The organism is Pseudomonas sp. SJZ103, assembly GCF_007828335.1.
GTDB lineage: Bacteria > Pseudomonadota > Gammaproteobacteria > Pseudomonadales > Pseudomonadaceae > Aquipseudomonas.
Genome location: NZ_VIUN01000015.1, coordinates 144,629 through 166,525, shown reverse-complemented (window position 1 = coordinate 166,525; position 21,897 = coordinate 144,629). Strand labels below are relative to the sequence as shown.

The 21,897-nt window shown below is 53.3% G+C and carries 18 protein-coding genes and 3 pseudogenes; 6 read left to right on the top strand and 15 right to left on the bottom strand.

Annotated elements, in window-relative coordinates; translation table 11 throughout:
* From FBY10_RS26230 to FBY10_RS26220, 3 genes are all read right to left on the bottom strand, one after another.
* Positions 1-286 (bottom strand): type II toxin-antitoxin system RelE/ParE family toxin (locus FBY10_RS26230; RefSeq protein ID WP_145338190.1); only part of this gene is annotated, 286 nt, incomplete at its 3' end.
* Positions 287-288: 2 nt separating this feature from the next.
* Entirely contained in the window at positions 289-579 is a 291-nt protein-coding gene (locus FBY10_RS26225; protein ID WP_145338191.1) for a type II toxin-antitoxin system ParD family antitoxin, read from the bottom strand.
* A gap of 201 nt (positions 580-780) precedes the next feature.
* Positions 781-996 (bottom strand): hypothetical protein, encoded by a 216-nt coding sequence (locus tag FBY10_RS26220; RefSeq protein ID WP_145338192.1) that lies wholly within the window; start codon positions 994-996, stop codon positions 781-783.
* Between the two features lie 486 nt (positions 997-1,482).
* Here FBY10_RS26220 and FBY10_RS26215 point away from each other — a divergent pair, with 486 nt between their 5' ends.
* The gene (locus tag FBY10_RS26215) at positions 1,483-2,202 is read left to right on the top strand and encodes an SDR family oxidoreductase (RefSeq protein WP_145338193.1); all 720 of its coding nucleotides are present in this window, start codon (positions 1,483-1,485) and stop codon (positions 2,200-2,202) included.
* Between the two features lie 223 nt (positions 2,203-2,425).
* Here FBY10_RS26215 and FBY10_RS26210 read toward each other — a convergent pair whose 3' ends face one another.
* Complete coding sequence (locus FBY10_RS26210) at positions 2,426-3,202, bottom strand: class I SAM-dependent methyltransferase (RefSeq protein ID WP_145338194.1); 777 nt, start codon at positions 3,200-3,202, stop codon at positions 2,426-2,428.
* A 105-nt stretch (positions 3,203-3,307) separates the two neighbouring features.
* On the opposite strand from FBY10_RS26210, the gene FBY10_RS26205 reads away from it, so the two are divergent.
* Positions 3,308-4,204, top strand: coding sequence for a LysR family transcriptional regulator (locus FBY10_RS26205; protein WP_145338195.1), 897 nt, complete (start codon positions 3,308-3,310; stop codon positions 4,202-4,204).
* A 447-nt stretch (positions 4,205-4,651) separates the two neighbouring features.
* Here FBY10_RS26205 and FBY10_RS26200 read toward each other — a convergent pair.
* Positions 4,652-4,840 (bottom strand): annotated as a pseudogene (locus FBY10_RS26200) (IS5/IS1182 family transposase); the annotation flags it as partial.
* A 303-nt stretch (positions 4,841-5,143) separates the two neighbouring features.
* On the bottom strand, positions 5,144-6,037 hold the full coding sequence (locus FBY10_RS26195; protein ID WP_145338196.1) for a LysR family transcriptional regulator: 894 nt from the start codon (positions 6,035-6,037) through the stop codon (positions 5,144-5,146).
* Between the two features lie 132 nt (positions 6,038-6,169).
* Between FBY10_RS26195 and FBY10_RS26190 the strand changes: the two genes are divergently transcribed.
* The 3 genes and pseudogenes from FBY10_RS26190 to FBY10_RS26180 all read left to right on the top strand — a co-directional run bounded on the left by FBY10_RS26190 (position 6,170) and on the right by FBY10_RS26180 (position 7,952).
* Positions 6,170-6,592, top strand: a complete 423-nt coding sequence (locus FBY10_RS26190; protein ID WP_145338197.1) for an ester cyclase — start codon at positions 6,170-6,172, stop codon at positions 6,590-6,592.
* Positions 6,593-6,664: 72 nt separating this feature from the next.
* Positions 6,665-7,054 (top strand): annotated as a pseudogene (locus tag FBY10_RS26185) (oxygenase MpaB family protein); the annotation flags it as partial.
* Positions 7,055-7,116: 62 nt separating this feature from the next.
* A pseudogene (locus FBY10_RS26180) lies at positions 7,117-7,952 on the top strand (IS5 family transposase).
* On the opposite strand, the gene FBY10_RS26175 reads toward FBY10_RS26180, so the two are convergent.
* From FBY10_RS26175 to FBY10_RS26135, 9 genes are all read right to left on the bottom strand, one after another.
* Positions 7,949-9,592 carry a fatty acid--CoA ligase gene (locus FBY10_RS26175; protein WP_145338198.1) on the bottom strand — a complete coding sequence of 548 codons (1,644 nt, stop codon included), beginning with the start codon at positions 9,590-9,592 and terminating at the stop codon, positions 7,949-7,951. The pseudogene FBY10_RS26180 and the gene FBY10_RS26175 sit on opposite strands and share 4 nt — an antisense overlap.
* A gap of 45 nt (positions 9,593-9,637) precedes the next feature.
* A complete protein-coding gene (locus FBY10_RS26170; RefSeq protein WP_145338199.1) occupies positions 9,638-11,821 on the bottom strand; it encodes a 3-hydroxyacyl-CoA dehydrogenase NAD-binding domain-containing protein in 2,184 nt (727 codons plus the stop codon).
* 9 nt (positions 11,822-11,830) lie between these two features.
* Positions 11,831-13,036, bottom strand: coding sequence for an acetyl-CoA C-acetyltransferase (locus FBY10_RS26165; protein ID WP_145338200.1), 1,206 nt, complete (start codon positions 13,034-13,036; stop codon positions 11,831-11,833).
* Between the two features lie 71 nt (positions 13,037-13,107).
* Positions 13,108-13,908: an enoyl-CoA hydratase-related protein gene (locus FBY10_RS26160; protein ID WP_145338201.1), complete on the bottom strand. Its 801-nt coding sequence runs from the start codon at positions 13,906-13,908 to the stop codon at positions 13,108-13,110.
* Positions 13,905-15,413: an acetyl-CoA acetyltransferase gene (locus tag FBY10_RS26155; protein ID WP_145338202.1), complete on the bottom strand. Its 1,509-nt coding sequence runs from the start codon at positions 15,411-15,413 to the stop codon at positions 13,905-13,907. Before FBY10_RS26155 ends, FBY10_RS26160 begins: the two co-directional genes overlap by 4 nt.
* Positions 15,414-15,633: 220 nt before the next feature.
* Positions 15,634-16,008 (bottom strand): DUF6285 domain-containing protein, encoded by a 375-nt coding sequence (locus tag FBY10_RS26150; protein WP_145338203.1) that lies wholly within the window; start codon positions 16,006-16,008, stop codon positions 15,634-15,636.
* Positions 16,008-17,024 carry a phosphotransferase family protein gene (locus FBY10_RS26145; protein ID WP_145338204.1) on the bottom strand — a complete coding sequence of 339 codons (1,017 nt, stop codon included), beginning with the start codon at positions 17,022-17,024 and terminating at the stop codon, positions 16,008-16,010. The genes FBY10_RS26150 and FBY10_RS26145 overlap by 1 nt, the downstream gene beginning before the upstream one ends.
* A gap of 8 nt (positions 17,025-17,032) precedes the next feature.
* Positions 17,033-17,815, bottom strand: a complete 783-nt coding sequence (locus FBY10_RS26140) for an SDR family NAD(P)-dependent oxidoreductase (protein WP_145338205.1) — start codon at positions 17,813-17,815, stop codon at positions 17,033-17,035.
* Positions 17,815-19,008: an acyl-CoA dehydrogenase family protein gene (locus FBY10_RS26135; RefSeq protein ID WP_145338206.1), complete on the bottom strand. Its 1,194-nt coding sequence runs from the start codon at positions 19,006-19,008 to the stop codon at positions 17,815-17,817. Before FBY10_RS26135 ends, FBY10_RS26140 begins: the two co-directional genes overlap by 1 nt.
* A gap of 195 nt (positions 19,009-19,203) precedes the next feature.
* On the opposite strand from FBY10_RS26135, the gene FBY10_RS26130 reads away from it, so the two are divergent.
* Entirely contained in the window at positions 19,204-21,885 is a 2,682-nt protein-coding gene (locus FBY10_RS26130) for a LuxR C-terminal-related transcriptional regulator (RefSeq protein WP_145338207.1), read from the top strand.
* Positions 21,886-21,897: the final 12 nt, after the last annotated feature.

Below are 21,897 nucleotides of genomic sequence, written 5' to 3'. Positions count from 1 at the left end.
CGTTTACCATACGATAGAAGACGATATGGCGTGGGCTTTTGACCGCTCCATGGAGATGTTTGGCCTGCTGGCGTGAATAGGTGAGGTGATAGCTTCGAAGGCCCGGTGCGAGCTCATCGCGGTCGTGGCTGCCAATGCAATAAGGCGTGCTGGCAAGAGCTTGCAGCGCCGTGAGTATCAGCGTCTGGTAGCGCTGGCGTGCTTGATCGCCGAACCGCGTTTGGGAGAGCATGAGGATGTCGACAATGTCGGCGCGCGCCACGTTTGAAATCCGATACTGCGGCATGCTCAGTGTTTCTCGCTCGCGAGAGCGGTGGCCTCCAGGCTCAAGCCCTCTAGGTAAAGCTCCAGATGCCCTTCGTTCAATTGAGTAAAGCGCCCGTGTTCAAGATCCGTGATGCCTATCGAGGTCGCCAGACGCAGCGCCTCAATTTTGGCAGTGTCTTCGGCGACGCGCTGCTCCAGTAAACGCAAACCTTCTCGCATCACTTCGCTGGCATTTTGATAACGGCCGGACTGGACCAGGTCCTGGATGACCTGTTCTTGGTGAGGGGTGAGCACAACGTTTCGCGTCGCCATCATTAGCTCCAACTCTGGGCAAACATATTGTTTTGATCGTTGGCATATTATGCCATTTTACATAAAAGCAGGGAGTTTGGGATTTGTATCTTACGAACTGTAAGGTGTGGGGTCATCCTTTGCGCCGAACAGATGGCCCGGACTGTATGCGCACAAAGTCCAAGCAAGGCTGTCGCATGTGGGACGTCGTGGACAGCTTAATTAGTGTGGGCCTCGGGCCTTCAGTTTTGCCAAGCCTTGTTTGATGTGTCCGGCGTTCTCTCCAATCGTTTGTAGCGCGCCGCGGATATTGTCGCCTGTGTCCGTCGTCCCCTTGCGCTCAATCCTCAACGTCAACTCCATCACCGCCGCCTCTAAGGCGAGCTGGTTTTGGTACAGACGCTCAAGGACATCAGGCAGTGAATATTCAGTGGGCATTGTTTCGACTCCAATGAAGGAGCCGAAAGCGTAGCAGCGGGGGAGGCGGATGTCCTTAGCCACCCGTGATTTAAGTGCATGAAACGGTTTAGAGTGAGGGTCAGCATTCGCCAAAAACTGCCGTTTCGACAGGCAGCAGACGGCCGATTGTGTTGAAAAAGTCGGCCCTGGTTCTTTGCGCATCAAAAAAGTACGCGTCCGAGATTGAGATCTTTACTTTTGGCAGAGGCTTCCGGACTTGGATTTCACGTAGCAGCGTGCAAAAAAGGCATTTTCACCGGTAAATGATCAGGCAGTTTGGGCAGACCGACTTTTTCAACACAATCGGCCATTAGCAGACGCTCGCTCTGCGTCCGCTTCCGCCCTACCGAGAGGATCACCAGCATTTTCCTACGAGTATCAGAAAAGAGTACCTTTGTTTCTAGGCGATTAATCGTGTGCTTACATACACGCCATGCGGTGGCCGCGTAGGTCAAGGAGGCAATAATGAGAACTTTGGTAGTCGGGGCAAGCAAGGGGTTGGGCAGAGCTCTAATTGACGGATTGGGCGAGCATGGGGACACCTTGATAGGTGTCTCTCGCACCCGCCCCACAAACCTTGCACATAACGCCGGTGTCGTCGTGCGTTGGGTAGAAGCAGACCTTGGTGAACCCGTAAAGGCTGCTCAAATAATCGAGCAGGCCGTGGTGGATGATGGGCTTGATACGCTGATCTACAACTTAGGAATATGGGAAGAGTTTGCCTTTAATCCCGCATATAACTTCCTGGCAGATAACGACGACCAAGTGGAAGCTATTGTCAGTTGCAATATCACTTCGACCATTATGCTGATAAAGCGGCTGCTCCCAGTTCTGCTCAGAAGCGCTAATCCAAGGATCATATTAACTGGTTCAACTTCTGGCTTGCCGCAAAGTGGTAGACCAGAAGTCACTTTTGGAGCCTCGAAGTTTGCGTTGCGTGGTATCGCCGATGCATTGCGCGAAGGTTACAGACAGCAACGCCTGGGCGTGACCTGTTTGAACATAGACGATCTAAATACCGAAGACCCAATGAGCACTCCGAGGGGGCTTGCCGAGCAACGTGGTGAAGGCTACTTGATTCCTGTACATGACGTCGTACAGGTAGTTCGCATGACCTTGAGCCTATCTTCAGCCAGCTTCGTTAAGGAGCTCACCTTGCCCGCGATATTCAATGAGCGCTTCTGATGATCGGCCAGTTCCTTAGGCATATGATGCCAAAAAACTAAGTTCGGCTGACGTTTCTATTGAAGCTTTCACTGCCCCACCAAACTTTAAACAAACTATTGGAAGAGCGGTGTTTGGATAAGTTTGGACGTCATCAATGAACTGGATGCGTCCAAACAGTAACCAGTGGGCAGTAGCCTTCGACCCAGAGCGGTCACTCACTAATTTAAATTAGTAAGCCAGCCTAAGGTTTCTCAGCAAGCCATAATGTCCAACGGTCCATTTCTTTGATCGGTTTATCAGTATCGACACGGGCACCAATGAATGAAATCAATTGGGTCAATTCTTCATCATCAAGTTCGTGCAAGATGGATCGGCCGGTACGGTTGCGCAGGTCAGATTCCAAGTCTTCAAAATTATCGTAGTTCTTTCTGATTTCCCAGAGCTGGATAGCCTGTGGGTTTTCAAACCCGACCTTCAATAAGGCGCTTACAACTCGATCATCAGTAGGCCTTCGGCTGGCTTCAATTTCCTGTAGTCGAGGAAAGCATTCAAAAAAAAACCCGCGAATGTGCACTGGCGACCCAGCACCGTGCGCGTCATCAGGCGTGCGATCCTGAATGAGCAGCTTCCCGCCAGGGGTAAGCACGCGAAAAGCTTCGGAAAAACAAGCGTCGTAGTCTTTGAGGTGGTGAATAAGTGCGCGCTCGAAAACAATATCCATGCTTTCATTCGCCAAGTGCGTGTTCTCAGCGGCGCCCACTTGGAAGGAAACTCCAGGCTGCCCTGCTGATTTTTCCCGAGCGGCGGCGACCATCTCGGCGGAAAAATCGACGCCAGTAACCTGGCTAGCTCCCAGCTTGCTCCATGCGATGGAGTAGATCCCGCCCCCGCATCCGATATCCGCCACGCGTTTACCTGATGGGGCGAGCATGGAATTAATAGCCGTTGCCCATCCGCTGTCGGCGTCTCGGTCGGCGTAGGTATACCTGTTGTTACTGGAGTGGAAGTCGATGCCCATAACCAGACCCTGCAAATGATTGCGACTACAAGATGGTATGGACGCTCATGTGCAATGTAAAATATATCAAAAATATCACAAGCATATATAAAAGGTATTATCGCCATGGAGCTTCGTCATTTGCGCTACTTCGTTGTGGTCGCCGAAGAAGAACATATGACTCGCGCAGCGCAGCGCCTCAATATTCAGCAGCCGCCACTCAGCTCACAAATTCGGGATTTGGAGCGCGAAATGGAGGTGCAACTGTTCGACCGCACTCCTCGCAGCATTCGTCTCAATGCAGCGGGCCATGTGTTCTTAAAGGAAGCTCGAGAGCTGCTGACCAACGTAGATCGGGCGGTCATGCGGGCACAGCAGGCTGCTCGCGGTGAGTATGGACGGATCGCCGTTGGATATACGAGCTCCGCATCCTTGCACCCAAAAGTTCCTCAGCTGATACGGGCATTTCACACGAGATATCCAACAGTCGCGCTTGATACTCACGAAGATACAACGCGGGATTTACTTGACGCGATGTTGGAGGAGTCGCTGGATGCTGTGTTTGTAAGATCAACAACTCTGCGATATCCCATGCTGAAATCGGTTGTACTGTGTCAAGAGCCCATGGTTGTCGCGTTGCCGATCGGACATCATCTGGCGCAGGAATCCGGTCCCATTGCTTTGACAGCTTTGAGAGCAGAAGGCATTGTTCTTTATCGGCGAGCTAGTGGGCCAGGCATCCAGGACGTGCTTTTTGCTGCCTTTTTAGAGGCCGGGTTCACGCCGCACATCGTAGCCGATGTACCGAGATTGCTTTCCGCAGTCACGCTGGTTGCAGCGGGCAAGGGGATCACTATCGTGCCTGAGACCTTGAGATCGTTGCATCGAGAAAGTGTGAAATATCGATATCTTGATACTCAATCCAGCTACACGGTTCCTCTCACACTTGTGTATCGACATGCGCCAGAGGACTCACCGCTATATCGGTTTGTTCAGATGGCTCACGAGAATGGCGACCAGTAATCTGACTTTCAATGAACCGCTCCTGATTTTGTAGAGAATTGAACGACTGCTTCTGGCCGATTGTGTTGAAAAAGTCGGCCCTGGTTTGCGCATCAAAAAAGTACGCGTCCGAGATTGAGATCTTTACTTTTGGCAGAGGCTTCCGGACTCGGATTTCACGTAGCAGTGTGCAAAAAAGGCATTTTCACCGGTAAATGATCAGGCAGTTTGGGCAGACCGACTTTTTCAACAGAATCGGTCGAGAGCTGTCAGTCATAGCTGCTCCATGTTGACAGAGCTTCCAAAAAACATTTTGACTAGCCTCTAGGACGGTATTTTCAGGCAGAAAAATTTCAAATATGCCCCCAATGTTTCCCCCACTTGAACCGGGTGTGCGAGCGATCGCGACTGGCGGTTTTCTGACAGAGATCCAGTTGGATTCGGATGGCTATTAGTGGATCTCCATATTACGTTGGATTGTTTGGCCTCGGTTTTGTCCCGCATCGGCACGTGAGGTTCGATGTCCTTTTCCTCCACCATCCAGGCCTACATCGGCGCTGTACCGTACTCGGTATCGTCGATGAGGCGTTGCGGCTTGATGTCGAACTGCGCTTCAACCCGATCGATCATCGTCTTGGTGCTCTCGATGTTGGCGCTGATGCGATTTTGACCCAAGCCGCCGGAAGTCATTAACCCATTCGAATACTCAGCAATCATGACCTTGCTTGGGATTCCAGAGGCTGCACATGGGGCAGATAAATCAGTAACCTGGGTCAAAACCGCATCGGCGCCAACAGCTTTGCGTCACATACCCGAGGCAGGAGCCGTATGCGGTAGTTCCGCATGTACGGATCTGTGCGTGGGCGGCAGATAACTGCTGTTCCTACCTCGACCTGTATAAAAGCAGATTAGATATTTGAGCCGTCTTCATTCGGTGCCGCATGCCATACAGTCCTTGCGTTAGTCTAAGTGCTTAAATTCTTTGACGATAAAATCGATGAATGCGCGCGTTTTCGCAGGCAAATGCTGCCGCGATGTATAAACAAGATTGATGGCTAGTCTGGGTAGGCTCCAGTCGGCTAAAACTGGAACCAATCGACCCGCAACAATATCATTGTGTATAACATACGTGGGCTGAGCAAGTATCCCTAACCCTTGCAGTGCTGCTGCCCGCAAGAGCTGACCATCGTTGGACTCAAGAGATGCTTTTGTCGTGATCGTGATGGATTCCTCCTCGCGCCGGAAAACCATTTCGTAAGGGGCGGTGGCGTAGGTGTAAAGCAAAAGTTGATGATTCACTAATGCCTTCGGGTGCTCGGGACAGCCGCGACGTTGCAAATAATCAGGCGATGCGGCTAACGTGCGCCGTGTCTCAGTCAAGCGCCGAATCACCAGGCTGGTGTCCGGCTCACTTTCACGTGTCCGAAGCGCTACATCAATGTTATCGTCAATGATGTCGTAATAACGGTTTTCAGCAACAATGTCCAAGCGAACATCTGGGTACTGCTGATTGAAGTTAGGCAGCAGTGGCAATATATGCTGTAAGCACAGCGATAAAGAGGCGGTAACACGCAATACACCCGTTGGGTGGCTTTTGGTCGCGGAGACGGCGTCGGTGGCGCCTTGCATGGCCAGCAGAGCGGCTTTGGAATTGTTATAGAAGTCCTTTCCAATCTCAGTCACAAATAATCGGCGGGTACTGCGCTCTATCAATCTCGCGCCGAGACGGTTTTCGAGCGCCGCTAGGTGGCGGCTTGCAGCAGCATTGGATAGGCCCAGCGCCTCAGCTGCCTTGTTCAAGCTACCCAGCTCTGTGACCTTTACAAACAGTTCATATTCGGTCCAGCGATCCATAAGCATTGTTCCATTGAGCGAAAATGTCATTTCCAGTTATAGGCTTTTCCAGTTTAATTGCTACCGTTAATCTATTTCTATCCCTTGCAGCAAAGATTTTCTGAGCTGGAGGAAATTCGATAGGAATTTAAATTGAGTAATAATCTAGAATTAGTAAAAAGCTATTTTAAATTCTGCATTGATGGGAAAGATGTGGATCGTGTCAGCGAGTTTTTTGCGAATGATGTCATTGTTCAACGACCTGACTGTGTTACCCCTATCGTGGGGGTGAAGCTTTTTAAAGAAGCTTTGAAGCTGAATGTAACTGATCGATATGAGTCTATATGTACGACTTTCCAAAAAGAAGTTGTGGCTGGCGATGTAGTAGTGGTGGCGTTAATGCATCAGGCAAAGGGCTCTAATACTTGGCACGGATTTGATGTCACAGGAAAAGACCTTTCATGGACGGCACTAACCTATTTTCGATTCAATGCAAATGGAATGATTGTCGAGGAGATTGTTGAGCGAAATGAGTTGTTTATGGCGAAGCAGCTCGGTATTATTGAGTACGCTTAAGTAGATTGTGTTGTCTGGTTTTTAAAAAGCCAGACAGTACATTAATTGCTTGTGTTTTCCAAGTTAGGTTTCGTGGAATCTATTCGTTGTTATATCGAAACCCAAGTTATGAGTTTGACCGGTCTGTCTCTTGGCAAAATCGCTCTGAAAAATCACCAAGGGTGATCCAGGTCTTTTCGGACTGAATTCGATCTGCTGGCAGGTGCATGGGGACTACAGCAGCATGCTGATCGGTCGCATTAGCTCCCTAATGTTGCAAGCATTAACCCGCTTGCATTGGCAGGTATATGGTATCACTCAACTTTTCGTGAAGATATGATTGGCCGATTGCGGCGGACCGGATTGTTTGTTTCTGGAACCACCTTTGGCTCACGACAGGATGCTGAGTGTCTGATCGAAAAAGTGCGTTGCATTCATTTGCAAATTACTGGAACTGCTGTTGATGGGGGGCGTTACGCCGCTAGGATTTGTCTGAAAAGTCTCTTTGGCTAAAATGATGCCCTCTGATTGCCAAGAGGGCCGTCATGACAGGCCGCTATGAAATTTCATCTGAGCGTTGGGCGATCGAAGCCATCGTTTCTCCTCCTCAACACATGGGGCGGCCAAGGTGCGATGACCGCCAGATGCTTAACGGAATCTTCTGGATTTTGTGCTCTGGTGCCAAATGGCGAGATCTTCCAGAGTGCTTTGGGTCTTGGAAGACCGTTTATTAGCGTTTCCGACAATGGCGTGACAACGGCACTTTTGAGCAGGTTCTGCGCCATTTACACCTTCGTTTGCGCGAAGACGGCTTTATCGATCTGGATACCTGGATGGTCGATTCGACATCGATTCGAGCTACCCGAGCGGCCAGCGGTGCTCGAAAAAAAGGGGGCCGCAAGAACCGCAACACCACTGCCTAGGCCGTAGCCGAGGCGGATTGACCACCAAAATACATGTCGCTTGCGACAGCCATGGCTTCCCGCTGGCTGTTATGCTGTCGCCCGGTCAAGAAGCCGACTCGCGCTATTTCATGCCGCTACTGGAACAGATCAGCCTGCCAGGTAGCAAGGGTCGTCCGCGTAAGCGTTGCCGATGTGTACTGGCGGACAAGGGCTATGACAGCCAGATACTGCGTCAGTACTGTGACCGCTACGGCATGCAGCCGATCATTCCCTTGCGCAAGATGCATCGCAAGCCTCGACTGTTCGACAGGCCACAGTATAAAAAGCGCAACGTGATCGAACGGCTGTTCAGTTGGCTGAAAGAAAAACGTCGGCTTTGTACGCGATACGAAAAACTGGCGAGCAGCTTCAAAGCCATGGTTACACTGGTCTGTATCGAGAAATGCTTGCGGGCTGACTTTTCAGACAACCCCTAGGTAGAACGTAACTGCGCCTGATTTTTGAAGTCAGCCCTCAATTGCTTTTTATCTAACTTTCCAATGCTGGTTTTTGCTAAGTTATCAACGAATAAGTAACAGTCCGGCACCGCAAATGAGGGAAGTTCACCTAGTTCTACGAAGACACGCAAGTGAGCCTTCAATTTGTCAATGGTCATACCTTCCAGTTCGTTCGGTACAATCAGTGCGACCGGGCGCTCGCCCCATTTCGGGTCTTCTATTCCTATGACCGCTACTTCCCGCACACTTGGGTGCTGGCTGATGAGGTCTTCGAGTTGGATTGAGGAAATCCATTCACCTCCACTCTTGATTACATCCTTTTGACGGTCGACGAGATGGAGATAGCCGTGAGCGTCGAATCGACCGATATCTCCAGTGTGCAGCCAGCCTCCCCTCCACAACTCAGCAGAAGCCTCTGGATTGTTATGATATCCCGCAGTCAGGTACGGGGTGCGTACCACCACTTCGCCGATGGCCACCCCATCGGCGGGTATTGTGTTCATATCCTGATCGACAATACGAACTTGGGCCATGAGTATCGGCATACCTTGGGTCAAACGCAGGTCGAGTTCCTTCTCACGCGGATTTTCAGCCTGAGCCAATGTGTCGGTCTTTACCTGGGCCAATGTGAGCAGTGGGCAGCTTTCGGACATCCCATAGCCGCAATAGACATCGATATTCCGATCCAGCGCTTTTTGAGCAAGAACACGTGGCATTCCGCTCCCGCCAATAAGTATTTTCCAGTGGTTGAAATCAACGCCCTGCGCTTCGCGGGAGTTGAGCACCATATCCAGAACGGTCGGGACGCAGTGAGAGAAGGTCACTCCTTCAGTCATGGCCTGCCGTACAGCATTGCCTGCGTCGAATTTTCCTGGATAGACCTGTTTCCAACCACAGAGCGTTGCTATGTAAGGATAGCCCCAGGCATGTGCATGGAACATGGGGGTCAGAGGCATGTACACATCATTACGGGAGTGTCTTCCGTTTTCGCCCGCTTGCGAGACGCTGGCCAGTACTGTGAGGCAGTGCAGCACGAGTTGGCGGTGACTAAAATACACGCCCTTCGGGACGCCAGTTGTGCCGCTGGTGTAATAAAGCGTTGCCCGAGTATTTTCGTCAAAGTCTGGAAACTCATGTTGAGCATTGCCCTTACCCAACAAGGACTCATACTCACCGTCCCAATCAAAACCATCAGTCGTTTGCCCATCATCCTTTAAACAAATAATGTGCTTCACATGGGCAAGGCTCGCTCGAATTTCTTGAAGGAGCGGTACAAAATCCACATGGACCAATAAAGTGTCGGCTCCTGAATGGTTGAGCGTATAAGCAATTTGGTCATGGGGGAGTCGAACGTTGGATTTCATCAGTGTCGCCCCAAGCATAGGAACGGCAAAATAGCACTCAAGGTACCGATGGCTGTCCCAATCCAGTACAGCTACGGTACTGCCAATTTTTACACCCAATGTCGATAGCGCACTGCCTAGTCGCGCAATGCGCTCCAGCAGTTGGGGGTAACTGAACCGGACCTGATCGCGATATACAATTTCTTGATTGGAGCGTTGCGCGATTGGCGACACAAGCAACTGCTTGATAATTAGGGGATACGAATAGGGAGTCATTATTTTTATCTTCTCAGATTCAACGGTCTGCTTGAGGTCGGCAGTTTATTGCTGCTCTTCGGATACGTTAGCCACTCGATAGAAAGGAGATGCTTCGAGGGAGCGCTCTCGTAGCCATGGCGAAGGGCGAAACCGCTCCCCATACTTGTCCGCCAACCGATCGCATTCGAAAACAAACCGCGTTGCACCAACGGTTTCAATCAACGACAGTGTCCCGCCCGTCCAGCTGGGAAAACCCAAGGCCAGAACAGCACCCAGATCGGCGTCTGCGGCCTCCAACACGACCTGTTCTTCGATGCAGCGTGCCGACTCAAGTGCCTGGATATACAGAAGGCGATGTTTAACCTCGGTGACGTCAGGCTGCGCCGCCAGCACGTTAAACAACGCTGATAATCCGCCCCACAATTGCTTCGGTTGTCCAGGAATGAAATCGTAGAATCCGCCCCCGGTTTTACGACCGAGCCTCCCAATGGAAACCATTGCGTCCACCACAGGCTGGGCATGTATTCGCAAAAATCGCTCGGGTAGTTCGTCCGCGCGCGCCTGTTTGATAACTTTATTCTGCAGATCCAGCGAGACTTCGTCGGTGACAGCCAAAGGACTCGTCGCGAAGCCGGCTTGGCGAGCAGCGTTTTCAATCAAGGCAGGGCTTACGCCTTCGGCCAGCATGGACATGCCTTCGTCGATGTAGGCACAAAAAATTCGGCTGGTATAGAAACCAGGGCTGTCACATACAACAATCGGAATTTTGCGTAACTGGGCGACAAGATCCATGGCACGAGCGAGTGTTTGCTGCGACGTGTGTTTGCCCAGGATGATTTCCACAAGGGACATACGCTCAACTGGCGAAAAGAAATGCAAGCCAATGAAGTCTTCAGGTTTGCACCATAAATCAGCTAGACCAGTGACAGGCAGCGTCGAGGTGTTTGACGCTATGACGAACTGCGCAGGAAATGATTTGACTGCTTTCTGCGTACGCTGGAAAGCCTCAGCTTTGATACCTCGATCCTCGAACACCGCTTCAATCACAAAGTCGCAACCGATCAGGTCGCCATAATCGGCCGTAGGACGAATACGCTTCAGCTGTGAATTAGCCTCTTCTTGCGTAGAGCGCGCAACTTTGACATCTCGCGCATAGCCTGCGGCAACCTTTGCCTTACCTGCCTCAGCGGCATCCTGCGACATGTCAATCAGAACTACGTCAATGCCGGCAGCGGCAGCTACCTGAGCAATTCCGGCCCCCATCATGCCCGCTCCAATAACGCCAAGGCGGCGCACGGGCATTTTCTCAATCGCAGGTGGTCGTCGCGCCAGCTTTCGGGCCGCATTACGATTAATGAACATTGTGCGCATCAAGTTCCGCGCCACGGGGCCTGCCAAAAGCTGACCAAAATACCCTTGCTCTATGCTCAGCCCTTTATCGATCGGTACCTGTGTCCCTTCGTATACCGCTGACATGATAGCGGTCGGGGCTGGATAGTTGTCCTGAGTATCACGTCGGACTTTAGCAAGGCCCAGGCTGAAATTTTCCATGGCATTTGGTGCCATCGCTCCCGCTCCTCCAGGAACTACAAATCCTTTACGGTCCCATGGGGCCTGCCAGCTGGGGTTCGCAAGTACCCAGCGCTTTGCTGCTTCGACAATCTGCGTCGCAGGAAGAAGGCGATCAACAACTCCGAGTTTCAGCGCTTCTGCTCCACTGATGTGACGTCCAGAAATAAGCAAAGGTAAAGCATTGGAGATACCGATCAGGCGGGGAAGTCTTTGCGTACCTCCGCCGCCGGGGAGCAAGCCGACCGTTACTTCAGGCAGGCCGACAACGGCGTTGGGATCATCAGCTAAAACGCGATAGTGGCATGCAAGGCATAGCTCCAGACCTCCCCCAAGCGCCAAGCCATTGATGGCTACAGCAATAGGCTTGCCACAGCGTTCCATCTCGCGCAGGGCCTTTGCAACAGGTGCAACCAGAGCGATTGCCTGTTGAGTTGTCAGACCGCGATCGTACGCGGTGACGAAATCCAGCAGATCCGCACCTGCCATAAAGCCATTTTTCTTTCCCGACGTGATCACTGCGCCGACGACTTCCAATCGACTCTTGAGTTCGGCCACGACCGCTTGCAGGTCCTCTGCCAATTGAGGCGTAAAAATGTTCATGCTGCGATCAGTCACATTGAGCGTAATCAGAGCCACGCCATCATTGTCGACTTCCAGATTGATATTCTTAGTCATAAGTACGTCTCACACACGCTCGATGATTACAGCTGTGGCCTGGCCGGCCGCCGCACACAAGGTCACAAGTGCGCGCCCCAGGCCACGTCGTTCCAGTTCGTCCAATACCGTCCCAAACAGGATGGAGCCCGTTGCGCCGAGTGGATGCCCCAATGCAATCGCGCCGCCATTCACATTCATGCTTGCGTGTGAAATTCCAAAGTGGCGCATGATTCGCAGGGGGACAACGGCGAAGGCCTCGTTAACCTCGAAAAGATCGATGTCTTGGATGGTCAAACCTGCACGTGCAAGGACCTTGTCGATGGCCGGGACCGGCCCCGCCAGACTCAACAGTGGCTCGGAGGCACATGTGGCTGTCGCCACAATCCGTGCCCGGGGACGCAAGCCACACCGCTCGCCATATTGTTTGCTGCCCAAAAGTACAGCGCAGGCACCATCCACGACGCCACTGGAGGAACCGCCCGTATGCATATGTTTGACCGACTCAAGGTGGGGGTACCGACGTAGTACGATATCGTCGAAGCCTGCCTCACCAATCCCGGAAAATGCAGGCTTGAGTTTGGCTAAGTCTTCCAGCGTGGTCGCGGGGCGCAGGGCTTCGTCACGTTCCAGAAGCACATGACCAAATTTATCGGCCACCGCGACAGTTGATTGGTCAAAGTAGCCGCTATCCCGTGCGATTGCCGCCCGGCGCTGGCTCTCTACCGAATATGCGTCAAGGTCCGTGCGGGTAAGGCCATCAAGGGTGGCCATCAAGTCTGCGCACACCCCGTTGGGTATGTACGGAAATTGCAGTCCAAGCTGTGGGTCCGTGTAGGAAGCCCCCCCGTCGGACGCCATTGGCACTCGGGACATTGACTCCACCCCCCCACCTATCACTGCATCGGCTTGGCCTGATGCGATGAGTCCGAACCCAAATTTCACTGTGTCCAGGCCGGAGGTGCAGAAACGATTGATTTGATAGCCGGATACCGAATCGCCATAGCCTGCGGATAACAATGCCGAGCGAGTGATATCCGCGCCTTGCTCACCCACCGGCATGACCACGCCGAAACCGACATCTTCGATATCTTCCGGAATGATACCGTTGCGTTCCTTGAGGGCCTTTAACACCGTTGCCGCCAGCTTTACGGGAGTTACCGTATGGAGTGCGCCGTCCACTCGTCCTTTGCCGCGGGGGGTCCGAACATGGTCGTACACGAAGACATCGTTCATTTTTTCTCTCTTATCATCGTCGCTGAATATGACCTGCCGACTCAACCAGGCGTGGCGTCTACACGTAATCGTTAACAGCCCGTCCACCGGGGAGGTCGCTTTTCGACAAAGGCGCGGGGACCTTCTTGGTAGTCTTCACTGTCAGCCACACGGTCTCGGCATCGCCGAGTCAGTTCACGTAATGCGTCTGTATCGAGGTCCGGTACCTGCCGCATGACGTGCAAGCTCTCGCGCACGGCAATTGGTGCATTACGGGTAATTCGCGCTGCGAGCTTAAGTGCTTCTTCCACCAGCACGGGGTGTGGAACCATTCTGTTTACCAGCCCCAGTTCGACGCCTCGGGTCGCATCAATACTGTCGCCGGTGAGCGCCATTTCTATTGCAATGTTGCGCGGAAGCGCCCGAGGCAAACGAAACAAGCCGCCCGCTGCGGCAAGCACACCACGCGAGACTTCAGGGAGCGCAAATGACGCATTTTGCGCGGCAATCACCAGATCACACGCGAGTGCAATCTCGCACCCACCGGCCAATGCTTTGCCATTGACTGCCGCAATCCAGGGCTTTCTTCTTTCTGCATCGACGAACCCTGCAAAGCCATTTCTCGTGAAAAGCCCGGCCGCTCTGCCTGCCGCGACTTCCTTGAGGTCTGCCCCCGCGCAAAAAACATCGCTTCCGGTTCCCGTTAGCACAATGACCCAAACGTCTTGATCCGCCTCTGTCCGAGAAACTATCGCTTCCAGGGCAACTGCCATTTCTTCATTGATGGCGTTACGCGCGAGAGGCCGATTTAGAGTAACCAAGGCAATATGGTCCTCGAGTACTTCCAGAGTGACTAAGTCCGATGCGAAAGCAGCTTCTGCGAAAATACTCATGAACTGACGCTCCAAATTTGCAACCCATCAGTGTTTAAGGTGACGTCGCCGAAGCATCCAATAGGTGATCGCTGCGCATTGGTTAGAGCTGAAATGCTGCGTTCGTCTCGGGCTTCCACGCCAGCCAATAAGCGCGCGCCTTCTGGCGTACGCGCGATAACTACCCCGCGCACGACGCTACCGTCCCTCGCATAGAGAACCGTAAACGTTTCAATAGCAGCCCGACCGGTGAACGCCAGGGCAAGGGGGGGAGTAGGGCCCCGGGATGCATCCGCCATCGACTGAACACTGTAATCGTCGGTCAAGCGACAGCGTTGAGGGGCAAGGGACCCCAGAACAATTGCGTGATGTTTTGTGAGATAACCGCCTTGTCCGTACAGAAGCCCCAACGATTTCGGCTGACCTCTTAGTTTCCGTACCATGGTGGCAGTCGCATGGGTCATGTAGTTGTTCAAAGGGGCGCCGAAGAAACTGAGGCCTCCTGTACACGTCACTGTTGAGTCAGGTGCCAAGGCCAAGATACGACGTGCCATTTTCGGCACAATGGGGAAGCAGCTATATAGTTCGAGTACACCGAAGCGTCCCGCATCTCCAACCAGCCCAAGAATTCCGTTGAGAACTGCATCCTGGGCAGCTGCTCGCGTATATTGGTCACGATCCAGATAGTCAGCAGGCTCTTGAGCTGCGGCGCCACACCAGATATGGACCAGACGGTCCGACGGTATGCCGAGCTGTCGAGCACGTCCCAAACTCGTCAACAGAATGGCCGCACCCTGATTGACTTGAGGGTTGGCGACCATCCGTTTGGTATAGGGCCAAGCGACTAATCGATTATCCATCGCCGGCGTCACGATTTCTTCGGCTGAAAACGACTGTTGGTTCCAGGCGTAAGGATTGTCCCGCGCGACCACAGAATTGCGCGCCCACAGTTCGCTCGATTCCTGCGCCGCGGCGGCGGGCGTTTGCCCCCATGCCGCTAGCGCCGCATTCTCGTAAAAGGGATATACGTGTGCAGGCGATGCGACTCCCAACGTCACTGCGACCGGGTTGAGGTAGTTAGTTCCGCGTATCAACCTGGCATCTGGATCGATGGGGGACCAAGGTAAATCAAAGCCGTTTTTTGTGGCGGCGGTCACCGCATATTGAGCCTCGGCCCCCACCACTGCGGCGACCTCACAATCGCCGCGCAATATCCGAAGGGCCGCCTCATGAATGAACTTCACAGGCGTCTCGCCCCCCACTGGGCCATAGTGGCGATGAGTGGGATTTATTCTCAACAGTTCAGCTAACTGACCTGGTGCATCGACGTATGGCCAGGAAAACTCCTGAATGACTTCCAGTGAATCGAGCAGTCCTAGTACGTTTGCGCCGGCATCCTTATCCGCAGCGCGAAGGGCTGCTTCCATCAGCTTCAATGGCTCCTTCGCTTGCGCTGGATCCTTGGTTCGCTGGGTAATTTCGCCGACGCCAACGATGACGGGAGTTCTATCAAGGTATGTATTCATATCCGTTATCCTAGGGGACGAACGCCACATTCAGATCGTCGCTTCCGACGATCAAGGCAAAGACAATCCACGGAATACGATGCAATTATCGACTCTATCGAATGGCACCCGACGAGAACGCCATGCGCCAGGTATCAACGAAAATCGTCTGATCCGGAATGACAGCTGAGTCGGCGTGGCCTGGTCGAAACCAGTTCATTGGGCATAAGAATGAGTTTGCTCATGAAGGTCGCGCAGCTAATACATTTGGATTGCTTTCGTTCAATCGCCGTTGAGAGGTAGATCGCAAAAGGCTTATCAGCGCTGCTCTGTTCCGTTGGCCGGGATCGCCGCCGCCGCTTCTGATGATTCGAGCAACTTGACGAAGACCATCGTTCAGGGAGCATGCCTGGTCGTCCAGTAAGGTTCGTATATGTAAGAGTTCCTCGAGTTCCGGTGCGCTCCCGTAGTGCAGTTGGCGCTGAGCGATCGAAATAGCGTTCAGTACCATGCGTAGTGCATGTTTGCGATCATCAGGCAGTGCGGGCAGAATTTCATCGCGCAGTACGTTGCGAGCGCAGATAAGTAAATCTTCTCCGGCGGGTTGCTGGCGCATCAGTCATTCTCCGTCAGGTTGAGGAGCTCCCACTCCAGTTCCGGGACTATATGTCCTGTCAGGGCAAGCAGCAGTGAGTGTTCCTCGCCCGAGCAATGCCGTTGCGCTTGCTGAATTGCGATAATCGCCCAGTTCACATGAGCCATTACCTCCCAGTAATGCACCGCCTTATGGTCAAGGCGACGACCCGATTCCGCCTCATAGCCGCGGTAAAAGTCGGTTCGAGCTCCGATGCCACCTGCCTCTGCGGTTACCTTGCCGAAGCGCCAGCATTTTGCACAAAACCAACCAATATCCTCGAGCGGATCACCCCAGCCCGCGAACTCCCAATCGAGAATTCCTGTCAGTCCGCTCTCATCGACCATGTAATTTCCCGTGCGATAGTCGCCGTGGGTTAATGTGACGATAGTGCGCGGTGGAGTATGGCGCTCCAGCCATCGCAGCGCCCACTCAAGAGCGGGATATGCGCAGTAGTGCGCGTCGAGAAATGCTCGATGCTGAACAATTCGGTGGATGGCAGGGGCCTCATCATAAGAAATAAGGAAGTCGAGCTCGGCATGGGGGGGCGTCACAGAATGGATCTTGGCCAACTCACGCCCAAGTTGGTCGGCTAACTGGATACGATCAGGAGCAAAACCTGGATTTTTAACCAAGATGTGGCCGGCCGCAGTGCCGCCGATTCGTCGCATCAGGAAAAAGGGGCGGCCGATGACAGAACGGTCCTCGCACAACCATAAAGGCTCCGGCACTTTGACGCCGGCGACAAAGACCGTCTTTAACAATTGAAACTCTTGAGCGCGTCCATGACTGATCGCCACTCCAGCCGTCGGGGAGTCGCAACGCAACACACATTCCAGCCGCCCATCCCAGAATCCGTCATGAATCAAAAGGGTGACTAACCAATTTTCCTGGATTGCGCCACCGGAAAGTGGCTTAGCGTCGAGGATTGATACGTAAGAAGCCTCGGCAGCTCGCACTATAAAATGCTCTATCGCCTCGCGTTGAGTGACATCCATGATAGGCCTCACAACGAGCTTACAAGATGGGCATGATCCACTGCCAGGCAACTGCCGGACATGGCGACTCCCGCATCGGACGCTAATAAAAGAAGAGGTCCGTCGAGATCGGATAGTTTTCCAAAGCGACGACCAGGAATGCCCCTGCGTAGTTTCTCGCCAGCTTCACTAGTGAGGAAATCATGATTGAGATCGGTAACTACATAACCAGGCATCAGCGCATTAACTCGGATTTTATGTCGCGCCAATTCAAGCGCCATCGCTTTTGTCGCCTGCAATACGCCGGCTTTTGAAATGGCGTAGGGTGCTACGCCGCCGGCAACACGCTCGCCGAGGATAGAGGCAATGTTTACGATGCTGCCTGGTTTGCCTGCGGCCACCATGTGTCTGGCGGCTTCGGAGGCGACTAGCCAGGCACCCTTTAAATTGGTGTCCAGCACCGTGTCCCAGTCAGCTTCCGAATGCTCCAATAGCGGCTTTGTGATTGCCTGGCCGGCGTTGTTGATAATGATGTCAGGCACTCCCGCAAGGAGGGTTGCCTGGTCGAAGCAGGCTGCTACGGACGCGGCGTTTGTCACGTCAACACCGATTGCGTGCATTTGATCATCGGATAGATCCATTTCCTCAATGAGTTCCTGAAGCTTGTCACTTCGCCGCGCCGTAATGATCACTTCGGCTCCAGCGCGAGCCAGTACGGCAGCAAAATGCCGACCCAACCCACTGGATGCGCCAGTGACGAGCGCAATCTTGCCGCTGAGATCGAATAGCTCGTACAGGTATTTGTTATTCATCAGCGAGCCCCATCCTTCCCATCATTTTGCTGGTCCGACCTGGCGAGGATTTTCTTACCCAGGCTGAAGCGGTGCACCTCGCTGGGACCGTCATAAATACGGAAGGCGCGCATGTCGGCAAAAATACGAGGGACGATGGTTTCATGGGTGACTCCCTGACCGCCGAGAATCTGAACGCTGCGATCAACCACGCGCCATTGCGCTTCGGAGCAGACGACTTTGGAGATGCTTGATTCGAAGTTGCAACGTTCGCCCTGGTCTAGCATCCATGCTGTGCGCCAGATATGTAGCCGCGACGTCAATAGGTCCATTTCATTGTCAGCGAGCATAAAACTCACACCTTCATGCTCACCCAGTGTTCGCCCAAAGGATCGGCGTCGTCGAGCATGCTCAAGGGCCGTGTCGTGGGCGCGTTGCGCCTGACCAAGCCACCGCATGCAATGTGTAAGACGCGCTGGCGCGAGTCGAATTTGCGCGTAACGAAATCCTTTACCGACTTCTCCTAACACATCGTTTTTGGAGATGCGCAAGTTGTTGAAGCGAAGAACACCATGTCCTCCGGTAAAACAGGTATCGAGTGCATCCATCGTACGGACATGCTCGATTTCGGCCCTATTCATGTCTGATAAAAACATGGTGGCGGTCCCGTCTTCCATCTTTGCCATGATGATGACGAAGGCCGCGCCCTCGGCACCTGTTATGAACCACTTGGTACCGTTAATGAGGTAGTCGTCGCCATCGCGATTCGCCGTCGTCATCAACATGGATGGATCGGCCCCTGCACCTGGCGCGGGTTCGGTCATCGCAAAGCAGGATCGGGTTCGCCCCTCCACAAGAGGCTTGAGCCATTGTTCTTTTTGCGCCGTTGAGGCGACGATGGACATCAAGTGGATGTTGCCTTCGTCGGGGGCATGGATGTTTAAAGCCGTCGGCCCGAGGGTCGAATAGCCTGCTTCCTCGAAGACAATGGCTTTTTCTACGTGTGATAGCCCCAGGCCGCCCATCTCCTTATCTGCATGTGGGGTCAAAAGGCCCGCGGCCTTTGCCTTTGCAACCAGTTCCGTACGTAAGTCTTCACTGGGACCATGCGCTGTTTGCCGCAGGTCCTTCTCGAACGGTAAAACCTGTTCTCTGATGAAGTGCCGAACGCGCAACTGCAGTGCCTGAAGATCGGGAGAAAGACGAAAGTCCATAGCTGTGCCTCGTAGTCGGTTCAGGACATTCAAGTCACATTGCAGTCTGGGCGAATCGTCATTTCCGACGATTTTCAGCCATGCCGAGGGGGGCGCCAGCATTGGCCAGGAGCGCCATATGATTTTCAACCTTGCTCTGTTCGAAGCCTGGGGCGCAGAATCATCGGAAATAACAAGAGTTTCTGAGAGTAGAAAATGTCCGGTTCCCTTACGAAACCTTCACATAAATCCATGGTGCCAACGGCAAAAATAGTGCCGCCCACCGGACCGACAATTGAAGTCCAGCGTAGCGCTCTTCACGATCGCTATACCGTTACGCGCAACCCTAGCCTGGTCCTTGTTCACGCGCCTGCAGGGTTCGGTAAGACGACCGTGATGCTCCAGCTAAACAGGCATCTTCAACTGCAAAATATCGACACGGCGTGGCTGACGCTGGACCGTGCGGACAACGACGTTTCAAGGTTTGTTGCCTGCTTGGAAGCATCCGTTTCGGGCTGGCTTACGCGTTCGGCGAACAGTCTGTCTTCGATGGATATTTCGGAGTTTCTGTCCTCCCGACCCGCACCGTTTGCGGTGTTTCTGGATGATTTCGAGATCATTCATGCGCCAGCCGTTCTTGCCATTGTACGGTCACTCATTGAAGCGCTGCCCTTGGGAGGGCAGATCATCGTGGGGTCTCGTATTCAACCCGATATTGGCGTCGCACGATTACGTGCTCGCGGCCGCCTGTTGGAGTTGGGCCCGAATGCGCTGCGTTTCAATTTGGATGAAACGGGTGAGTATTTTCAGTTGCGTCAGCAAACGGCGCTGCCAAAAGAATCGCTAAAACGGTTACACGGCAAGACCGAGGGATGGATTGCAGCACTCTGGCTGGCCTCGCTCTCTATGGAACGCTCGGGGGTGAACAGTGATTTTGTCGAGCGATTCTCGATTACGGACCAGGCCATAGCGGATTTTCTGGCGGATGATGTGCTGGCGCACCAGCCGAGCGCCGTTCGCGAGTTTCTACTCAGAACCAGCATATTGCGGTATCTCGAACCTTCCCTATGCGACATCTTGGTCCCCGGCTCGAATTCGGAAAGTCTGCTCAAGACGCTGGAAAGCCAGAATATCTTTCTGAGTTCTATCGCTAACAAAGAGCACTCCTATAGGTATCACAGCCTATTCTCCTCTTTTCTACGCACGCGCCTGCGGGCGGAGCACGCTGGCGATGTTCAGCAACTGCATCTAAAGGCGGCCCACTGGTATGAGCAAAATAGTCGTTTCGCATCAGCCATCGATCACGCAATCAAAGGTAATGACGCCGGGTACGCATTACGCCTGTTGAATGAGTACGCGCAGAATTTTCTCGAGGAAGGGCGTATGCGCCTGCTCGCGCGATGGTTCAACGCCATACCGGAAGACGCCTTATCAACGTATCCGGTGCTGCAGGCGACGGCTGTGTGGGCCGTGCTGTTTACCAGTGGCCCAGTTGCGGCGCACGCCATGCTGACACACTCCGGGTGTGGTGGCAGCGACGATCCGATGGTCTTGGCGCATGTCAATGCGCAACTGCCGTTGTTTCTGGCAATGGAAGATCGGTATGGCGAGGCGCTCGCCGTCGGACGAGAAAGCCTTGCAAGACTACCGAGTTGCAGTCGATTTGCCGACAGCGTACTGCGCAACGCGATGGCAAATGTGTTCACCGTCAGTGGAGACAGTGCCGAGGCGCGCCGATTGATCGACAGCGCCAGGCGCATAGATGGCGAGAGCATGTTTACGCGTATGTATGCTGAGTCTCAGGAAGGCCTGCTCAACTTGATGGCGGGTAGGCTCCAGCAAGCAACCGCATGCTTTCGGATGGCATTAAGTGCCACTGGCACAATGACCTCTAACCTGACAAGCGGGAACGCCTGGGCAGGCTTGTTGTACGCCTGTGCGCTCTACGAATCGAACGATTTTGACGGAGCAGAGCAGTTGGTGAACGTCTACTTGCCTTCTGCCTGCGATGTCGGACTACCCGATCACATGTACCTTGGACATATGATTCGAGCGCGCATCGCGTTCAGCAGGGGGGATGTGAGTACCGCGTTTGGATCGCTGACTGAATTGGAGTATCTCGGCCATTATCGCCACCTGCCAAGGATTGTCTCAAGCGCCAAACTCGAACGTGGTCGGCTATTGCTCCTGCAAGGGAACGCTCAAGCGTCAAAAGAGGAACTGGATCGGGCCATAGATTCGCCGGTAGGTGGATGTTTGAGCCACCAAAGGTTGCTGGCGAACGAAATTAACGCTCTCTCGCTCGCACGCATACGCTGGGATATCCATTTTGGCGATGCTTTCGCTGCCCTGTCACGTCTGGATCATGAACTCATTGAAGCATTGAGGGAAGGCAGACACCTTCGCGTCATTAAGCTGCGGGTCCTTAAAAGCCTGGCTCTTCAACGTACCGGCGACGCGGCGGAAGCGGTCAAGGCCATTGCGGAGCTGATTCGGACTATTGCTGCTGAAGGGATTATTCAGGTTATAGCAGAGGAGGGCGAACAGATGTACCGGATCGTACACCGGTACAAGGTTGTGCTCGAAGAAATGCCGATGAAATCCAGTGATCAACGCTTGTTGAGTTATTTACAAGTGTTGATCAGTGCCTTTGGCTCATCGTCTCTTCCATCTGAGCAACCTACCTCTTTGGATGCCTTGATGGAGCCGTTGACTCGCAAGGAGCTTCACGTGCTGCAATTGACCGCCGATGGATGCTCAAATGCAACGATGGCCGACAAGTTGAATCTTTCCGATAGCACCGTCAGGACCCATCTGCGCAATATCAGCTCCAAGCTTAATGCCCATAGTCGAGCTGAGGCCGTGGCGACCGCTAGACGCCTATCGTTAATTCGTTGAAACCACCTGCTG